This window comes from Stenotrophomonas sp. (genome assembly GCF_031995405.1).
GTDB lineage: Bacteria > Pseudomonadota > Gammaproteobacteria > Xanthomonadales > Xanthomonadaceae > Stenotrophomonas.
The window spans coordinates 1-8365 of record NZ_DAMAGC010000079.1; the positions used below are offsets into that span (position 1 = coordinate 1).

At 67.7% G+C, this 8365-nt stretch carries 7 protein-coding genes; 2 read left to right on the forward strand and 5 right to left on the reverse strand.

The window, feature by feature from the left end; translation table 11 throughout:
* Window positions 1-47: 47 nt before the first annotated feature.
* On the reverse strand, window positions 48-806 hold the full coding sequence (locus RTO53_RS13625; RefSeq protein WP_312238293.1) for an SDR family NAD(P)-dependent oxidoreductase: 759 nt from the start codon (window positions 804-806) through the stop codon (window positions 48-50).
* A gap of 212 nt (window positions 807-1018) precedes the next feature.
* Here RTO53_RS13625 and RTO53_RS13630 point away from each other — a divergent pair, with 212 nt between their 5' ends.
* Window positions 1019-2116 carry an alkene reductase gene (locus tag RTO53_RS13630; RefSeq protein ID WP_312238294.1) on the forward strand — a complete coding sequence of 366 codons (1098 nt, stop codon included), beginning with the start codon at window positions 1019-1021 and terminating at the stop codon, window positions 2114-2116.
* 131 nt (window positions 2117-2247) lie between these two features.
* Here RTO53_RS13630 and RTO53_RS13635 read toward each other — a convergent pair whose 3' ends face one another.
* The 3 genes from RTO53_RS13635 to RTO53_RS13645 form a co-directional block, all read right to left on the reverse strand.
* Complete coding sequence (locus RTO53_RS13635) at window positions 2248-4143, reverse strand: CocE/NonD family hydrolase (RefSeq protein ID WP_312238295.1); 1896 nt, start codon at window positions 4141-4143, stop codon at window positions 2248-2250.
* A gap of 94 nt (window positions 4144-4237) precedes the next feature.
* On the reverse strand, window positions 4238-4651 hold the full coding sequence (locus RTO53_RS13640; RefSeq protein ID WP_312238296.1) for a DUF4440 domain-containing protein: 414 nt from the start codon (window positions 4649-4651) through the stop codon (window positions 4238-4240).
* Window positions 4648-6006: an MFS transporter gene (locus RTO53_RS13645; RefSeq protein ID WP_312238297.1), complete on the reverse strand. Its 1359-nt coding sequence runs from the start codon at window positions 6004-6006 to the stop codon at window positions 4648-4650. Before RTO53_RS13645 ends, RTO53_RS13640 begins: the two co-directional genes overlap by 4 nt.
* 107 nt (window positions 6007-6113) lie before the next feature.
* Between RTO53_RS13645 and RTO53_RS13650 the strand changes: the two genes are divergently transcribed.
* Window positions 6114-7010: a LysR substrate-binding domain-containing protein gene (locus RTO53_RS13650; protein WP_312238298.1), complete on the forward strand. Its 897-nt coding sequence runs from the start codon at window positions 6114-6116 to the stop codon at window positions 7008-7010.
* A gap of 78 nt (window positions 7011-7088) precedes the next feature.
* Here RTO53_RS13650 and RTO53_RS13655 read toward each other — a convergent pair.
* Window positions 7089-8365 (reverse strand): glycoside hydrolase family 3 C-terminal domain-containing protein (locus RTO53_RS13655; protein WP_312238299.1); only part of this gene is annotated, 1277 nt, incomplete at its 5' end.

Here is an 8365-nt window from a genome sequence, read left to right on the forward strand (position 1 = left end):
GAAACACCGCACGACCGCAATGCGCGGGAGGCACCCGCAGCGTGGATTTACTGCGCCAGGTAGCCACCGTCGATGGCGTAATAGGTGCCGGTGGCAAACGACGCGTCATCGCTGGCCAGCCACGCCACCAATGCGGCAACCTCGTCCGGCGTGCCCAGGCGGCCCAGCGCGTGTTTGCCTTCCAGCGCCTGCTTCACCTTGGGGTCCATCTTGTCCAGCAGTGGCGTGGCGATGAAACCCGGGCCTACCGCGTTGACGCGGATGCTGTCCTTGGCATGCTCCCACGCAGCGGTCTGGGTCAGCCCCACCACGCCGTGCTTGGCGGCAACGTAAGCGGCCGAATTGTTGAATCCGACCTGGCCCAGGATCGAGGCCATGTTGATGATGCTGCCGCCCTTGCCGCTGCTGCGCATCGCCTGGATCTGCGCGCGCTGGCACAGGAACACGCTGGTCAGGTTGACGTCGATGACCCGCTTCCAGCCGTCCACCGGATAGTCGCCGCTGGTGGCCGACGGCCCGCCGATGCCGGCATTGTTGACCGCGATATCCAGCCCACCCAGTTCCTGCACGGTGCGCTGCACCGCCGCGTCCACCGCCTTTTCATCGGTCACATCCAGCGCGATGCCGATCGCCTTGATGCCCTTGTTGCGCAGCGCTTCGGCGGTCTTCTGCACCGCATCCTCCTTCAGGTCCCACACCGCCACCGCCGCGCCGGATGCGGCGAGCAGTTCGGCTGCCGCCAGGCCGATGCCGGACACGCCACCGGTCACGATCGCCACCTTGCCCTTGAGCTGATAATCAATCATCGCGTTGTACCTCTGGTTGGAAGATGTGGCAGGCATGGCCTGCATACGCCATCACGGTACGCCTCGATGGCGTTACAGAACGTGCACATCGGGGCCCGCAACAATGCTTCCCATCGCTGCAACGCACCGCCCCCTATGCTGGCGGTCGTACGTCCACATCTCATCCATCTACGCTGCACTTGTGCGGCGCCCTCCTCCCCCAAGGTATGCACATGACATCTCCCAGCGACGGCCCCCTGTTCACCCCCACCCGTCTCGGCGCGATCGCGGTCGCCAACCGCATCGCGATGGCACCGCTCACCCGCAACCGTGCCATCGAAGGACGCGTGCCGAACCCGCTCGCCATCCAGTACTACGCGCAGCGCGCCAGCGCCGGCCTGCTGATCGCCGAGGCCACCCAGATCAGTCCGCTCGGCCAGGGCTATCTGGATACCCCCGGGATCTACAACCAGGCCCAGATCGACGCGTGGAAGAAAGTCACCGACGCGGTGCATGCTGCCGGCGGCAAGATCGTGCTGCAGTTGTGGCACGTCGGCCGCATCTCGCACACCAGCCTGCTGCCCGACGGCCAGGTGCCGGTCGCGCCGAGCGCACTGCAGGCCAAGGCCAAGACCTTCACCGCCAAGGGCTTTGAAGACGTTTCGGTGCCGCGCGCACTGGAGCTGTCGGAGATCCCGGCGCTGATCCAGGATTACCGCCAGGCCGCACGCAATGCCATCACCGCCGGCTTCGACGGCGTCGAAGTGCATGCCGCCAACGGCTACCTGATCGATCAGTTCCTGCGCGACGGCAGCAACCAGCGCACCGACGAATACGGCGGCAGCATCGAAAACCGTACCCGCCTGCTCGATGAAGTGGTCCGCGCGATCGCCTCGGAGATCGGCGCCGAGCGAACCGGCGTGCGCCTGTCGCCGGTGACCCCGGCCAACGACGCGCACGATTCGCAGCCGCAGCCGCTGTTCGAACGCGCGGTCGAGCGCCTGGACGCGATCGGTCCGCTGGCTTTCATCCACGTCATCGAGGGCGCCACCGGCGGCCCGCGCGACAACATCGCCTTCGATTACCAGGCCCTGCGCGCCAAGTTCAAGGGTGCCTGGATCGCCAACAACGGCTACACCAAGGACACCGCCGAAGCGGCCATCGCATCGGGCTACGCCGACGTGATCGCCTTCGGTCGTCCGTTCATCGCCAACCCCGACCTGGTCGAGCGCTTCCGACTGGGCGTCGCGCTGTCCGAGCTGGACCCGGACACGCTGTACGGCGGCGGTTCGCACGGCTACACCGATTACCCGAGCGTGTCGGGTTCGTAACCGACGTAGAGCCGACCGTTGGTCGGCTGCTCGCACATCCGTCCACGCTCATGAGGAGCCGGCCAGCGGCCGGCACTACCTGGGTCTTTTCAGGATCGCGAGGAGCCGGCCAGCGGCCGGCGCCGTCCCGTTCAATACACCGGCAGCGAAATGAAGCTGGCCTGCTGCGGCGCATGCCATACCTGCTGCGTGGCCTTCTGGTAATCGCCCGGCTTGGCCAGGTAGATGTTCGGTACGAAGGTCTGCGGGTTGCGGTCGTACAGCGGGAACAGGCTCGACTGCACCTGCACCATCACCCGATGACCGGGCTGGAACACGTGGTTGGCGGTCGGCAGACCGAATCGGTAATCCAGCACCTGATTGCTGGCGATCGCCTTCGGCTCGCTGAAGCTCTCCCGGTAACGCCCGCGGAAGATCGCCATGGATACCGACAGCTCATAGCCGCCCATCTCCGGGGTGGACGGGGTCTGGTCGGGATACACATCGATCAGCTTCACCACCCAGTCGGCATCGCTGCCACTGGTGGCCGCGGCCAGGTTCACCTGCGGTGCCCCGCCGATGCGCAGGGGTTCGGTAAGCGGTTCACTGACGAAGGTCAGCACGTCGGTGCGCCCGTCCACGAAACGCTGATCCTTGACCAGCCAGCTGGTCCACATGTCGCGGTCGGCGAAGCGCACCGGGCGCGGTACGAACGGCACCGGCTTGGCCGGATCGGATACGTAGGCCTCGTAGTTCGCCTCACCCGGCTGCGGCGCCTCGAACGACAGCTTGCCACCGGCACGCAGATAGAGCGGCCTGGACTGTGCAGCGGTGCGCGGCCACTGCTGCAGCGTGTCCCAGTGGTTTTCGCCGGTGTTGTAGATCAGCACCGGCGGCGTATCGGCCTTGGCCGCGCCGTCCACCAGGTACTGGTCGAAGAACGGCTTGAGCACATCACGACGGAACTGCAGTGCGGTATCGCCATCGAACTTGAGCGCCCCCAGCGTACTGCCGTCGTAGTTCACCTGGCTGTGCCGCCATGGGCCCATCACCAGGTAGTTGAGCGTGTTGCTGCCGTCGCGCGGCTCCATCGCCGCATAGCTGTGCACCGCGCCCCACATGTCTTCCTGGTCCCACAGGCCCTGCAGCCACATGGTCGGCACCTTCAGCGGCGTTTTGGCCATCGTCGCGTCCAGCGCCTGCTCCTGCCAGAACGCGTCATAGGCAGGGTGCTCGATCAGCTTGTGCCACCACGGCAACTGGTCCAGCCCGTTGGCCTTGGCATAGTCGCCGGCCGAGCCGGCACGCAGGAAGGTGGTGTAGTCGTCGTAGCCCACGCTGGGAATTGCAGGGCCCTTGCCGCGCTTGGCCAGCTGGCCGGTGAAGTAGCCGAAGTTGACCTGGCGGAACGCACCGTAGTTGAGCCAGTCATCGCCCATCCAGCCATCGATCATCGGGCTCTGCGGCGCAGCCACCTTCAATGCCGGATGCGGGTTGGTCAGCGCCATCACCACGGTGAAGCCTTCATAGGACGAGCCGAGCATGCCGACTTTTCCGTTGCTCTCCGGCACGTGCTTGACCAGCCAGTCGATGGTGTCCCATGCATCGGTGGCATGGTCCACCCTGGTGGCGTTGAGTGGCCCGCGCAGCGGGCGGGTCATCACGTAATCGCCTTCGGAACCGTACTTGCCGCGGATGTCCTGGAACACCCGGATATAGCCGCCGTCGACGAACACTTCATCGCCCTGCGGCAGGATGTCGCGCATGTGCGGCGAGTCGATGCGCTTGGCGCGGTTGGCCGCATCGTACGGGGTACGGGTCAGCAGGATCGGCGCGTTCTTCGCCCCCTTGGGCACCACGATCACCGTGTACAGCCGGGTGCCATCGCGCATCGGCACCATCACCACGCGCTTGTCGTAGTCATCGTGCGCGGTGGGCGTCACGAAGCCCTTGGCCGGGATGTCCGGGGTCATCGGCGAGGTCTGCGCCGACACGCTGGCAGCAACCATGAGACTCAACAGCACGACAGGCACGACACGGACACGCATGGGCTCTCTCCCGGCAGATGGTGGCGACGAACCTTTGCAGCCTAGCGCCGGGCGCGCGCCCCGGGTAGGTGCCAAAGGTCGCCGTTGCGCGCATTCATCCGCCAACCGACGTTTCCTGCAAAGCCGCCCACTGCAGCCCACCGTCACCACCGGCGACCAGCACGGCCAGCGCTTCGCGCCGGGTCGATACCCCGGCGTGGTCGGTCTGGTCTTCGCGGTAGCGCACCGCACAGGCGCCGCCCGGCAAGGCGATCGCCGCCAACTCGGCCACCGCGATATGCAGACCTGCCCGTCGTCCATGCGCACCGGCGAAGAAGCGCGCCAATGCCGGCTTGTCCAGGCGCGTGCCGCCGATGCCGACCATGCTGAAGTCGTAGGTGAAACGCGCCAGCAGCCGTTCCAGATCGCCGGCCGGCAGGCGCGCGTTGAACCAGTCTTCGATCATCACGTGCAGCACGCGCACCTCTTCGAAGGCGGCGTGGGAAAGATCGTGCGTTGCATTGGTCATGGGGGTGTGGCTCGCAGGGAAAGGGATGCTGCCGGTATCCGCCACAGCAGTGGCAGTGGCAGCAGGGTCATGCCGCTGGCCAGCAGCAGCGTGAGGAAAAACGCATGCTCGGGTAGCACGGCGGTCGATGCACCCAGCACGCACGCCAGCAGTGCGGCGGCCAGGCAAAAACTGAGCTGGCGATTGAGATTCCACAGCGCGCTGCCCGGCATCAGTTCTTCGTGCGCCAGGCCCTGGAACGCCAGCGTCTGCGCGGTACTGCTGCACAGGCTGCCGCCCAGGCCCATCAGCGCGAACGCCAGCACCGCCAGCAGCGGTTGCGACGGCTGCACGCCCGGCAGCAGCACGATGCCTGCGGCCTGGCAGACCATGCCGGCACTGAGCAGCACGCGCGGGCCGATTCGCGGCAGCGCGCTGCGGGTGGTGGCGATGGCACATGCCGAGGCCAGCGCCCACGGCAGCATGAAGCCGCCGATGCTGGCCGGGCTGTAACCGAGCCGGCTGAGCAGCAGGGTGGCCACCAGCTGGGTGCCGATGAAGGTGCCCGGCACCAGCAGGTAGATCAGCATCGCCAGGCGCAACGAGGGATGCCGCAGCAACGTCCACTGCAGCACCGGCTGCGCGGTGCGCCGGGCCGTGCGTGCATAGACGATCAGAATGCCTGCCGCCGCTGCCAGCATCGCAACGCCCGGCACACGCTGCTGCGCCTCGGCGATCAGGCTCAGGGCCACCAGCAGCAGGCTCAGGCCCAACGAGCCAAGCACCAGCCCGCGCCGGTCCAGGCGCGGCGGCGCCTGCCTCGCTTCGGGCCGGATCCATGCCGCCGCCAGCCCGAATGCCAGGGCCGCCAGTGGAACGCTGGCCCACAGCACCCAGCGCCACGATCCCAGCCCCACCAGCCAGCCGCCCAGCGCGGGCGACAGCGCCGGCACCAGCAGCGCGACCGCCATGATCCGCGCGGTCAGCCGGCCCCGTTCGGCCGGCGGGCAATGCCGGTAGGCCATCGCCTGCCCGACCGGAATCAACACGCCGCCACCGAGGCCCTGCAGCAACCGCCATCCAATCAGCGCCTCGATGCTCGGCGCGCTGCCGGCCAGGACCGCCGCCAGCGCGAATACCCCCAGCGACAGGCACAGCAGCACACGCTCGCCCAGGCGCGCGGCCAGCCAGCCGCCGAGCGGAATCACCAGCGTCAGCCCGAGCATGTAGGCATTGCCGATCCACGCCAGCTGCGGCACCGAGGCGTGCAGGTCGGCCGCAAGCGCCGGATAGGCGACATTGCCGATGAACATGTTGACCAGGTCCAGCGAGAACCCGAGCAGGTACAGCCCTTCCACTTTGGCCCGGTAGGTCATGGCGCGCTCCGTTGACGAGGGCGCAGCATGCGCGCCCGGAAGCGCTGGATAAACCGAACCTCCGGTGCAAGACTGTCAAATCATTTTTGACAGTCAAAGGCGCGACGATGGTCAGCCTGGATCGCTTCGAAACCTTCAAGGCCGTGGTCGATGCCGGCAGCCTCACCGCGGCCGCGCAACTGCTGGGCCACAGCAAGGCGGTGGTGAGCTTCAACCTCAAGCGGCTGGAACAGGAACTGGGCGTCACCCTGCTGGTGCGCAACACGCGCAGCCTGGCGCTCACCGAGGCCGGCGAGCGCTTCCACCAGCATTGCGTGGCCATGCTGGCCACCGCCGAGCAGGCCATCGAGGAAGCCCGTAGCGAACAACAGCAGCTGCGCGGCACATTGCGCCTGACCACCACACCCGAATACGCCAGCGCCCGGCTGGTGCCGCTGCTGGAGGCATTCCGCGCCCAGCACCCGCAGCTGCGCCTGCACCTGTCGACCTCGCCGGCGCATGCCGACCTGATTCCCGAGCGCTTCGACCTGGCCATCCGGCTCGGGCGCATGGCCGATTCGGAACTGCGCGCCACCCTGCTCGATGAGCACGCGTTGTGCGCGGTGGCCGCGCCGTCGCTGTTGTCGGCGTTGCCCGATGCGGCCGCGCGTGACGACCCGGACTGGGTGCGCACGCTGCCACGGCTGGGGTATCCGCGCCTGGCCGACCTGCCCCTGATCGCGCCCGACGGCAGCGACCAGCTGTTTGCCAGCAACCCCGCCGATGCGGTGGTCACCGTGGACAATGCGTCCACGCTGCGTGCCTTCGCGCTGGCCGGGGCCGGGGCGACGGTGTTGCCACAGTGGTTGATCGCCGATGACCTCGCCGCAGGCCGGCTGCTGCCGATCCTGCGTGGGCATCGCTTCCCGCGCCAGGGCGTGTATGCGGTGTTTCCCAACACCGCCCATCCTTCGCGCCGGGTGCAGCTGCTGCTGACGCACCTGCGCCAGCATCTGCCGGGGTGAACCCCGAACAGGCACGACCCACGGTCGTGCGCTGCCCGGGTCCGGCGGGTACCGACCGATGGCCGGTACCCGCCCTGCTCAGCGGACTACGCCACCGCTCAACACGATCGGCGTGGTCTGCAGCGGCTCATTGGCCGAGCGCGACAGCTGCAGTTCGTAGCGGCCTTCGGCGATCTTCCACTGCTTGTCGGCGGTATCGAAGCTGGCCAGCGTCTTCGGCTCGGCCTCGATGCGGATCCGGCGCGACTCGCCCGGCTGCAGCATCACCTTCTGGAAACCGATCAGGCGGATCGGAGTGGTGCTGCCATCGGGCATCTTCAGGTACAGCTGGGCCACGTCCGCGCCGGCAACCTTGCCGGTATTGCGGATGTCCACGGTGGCGACCAGGCGCTGGCCCATCGAGGTGGCACTCAGGTTGTCATAGCTGAACTGCGTGTACGACAGGCCGTGGCCGAACGCGAACTGCGGCACCAGGCCCTTGGCGGCGAACCACTTGTAGCCGACGTTGGCGCCTTCGATGGTGTAGTCGATGGTGTCGTCCGGCTTGTGCCTGGGGGTGAAGCCCAGGCCGTTCACTTCCGGGCGCGGCAGCTGGCTGGCATTCACCGGCCAGGTCACCGGCAGGCGACCGGACGGATTGACCTTGCCGGTCAGCAGCGCGGCGATGCCTTCGCCACCGCGGATGCCCGGGTACCACGCCTGCAGCACTGCCGGCACCTGCTGCAGCCAGGGCAGTTCGACCGGGCCATTGGTTTCCAGCACCACCACCGTCTTCGGATTGGCCTTGGCCACCCCGGCGATCAGTGCGTCCTGGTTGTCGGGCAGTTTCATGTGCGGCAGGTCGACCGACTCGGCCGACCACTGCGTGGCGAACACGATGGCCACGTCGGCCGCGGCCGCAGCGCGTGCCGCAGCGGCGACATCACGACCATCCACGTAGTCGATGCGCGCATCGGGACGCTCGGCGCGCAGCGCTTCCAGCGGCGAGGACGGGTGGAAGATCACCGGGCCCGGCCAGGTGGTCGGCAGCACGCCCGGCACCGCGTTGGTGCCCTTGGCGGTCCAGCCCACCATCGACGAACCACCGCCACCGATCACGCCCTTGTCGGCATGCCCACCGATGATGACGATACGCTTGACCTCTGCACCCAACGGCAGCACGTCGTTGGCATTGCGCAGCAGCACGCTGCCTTCTTCCACGGTGCGCTGGGCGGCCGCGAAGCCGGCGTCATCGTCGATCGGCTGGTGCTGCGGCGGCACGTCGAAATTGCCGTTGGCGAACATCGCGCGCAGGATCCGGCTGACCATGTCGTCCAGGCGCGCGCGCGGCACCACGCCACCGGCCACGGCCAGGC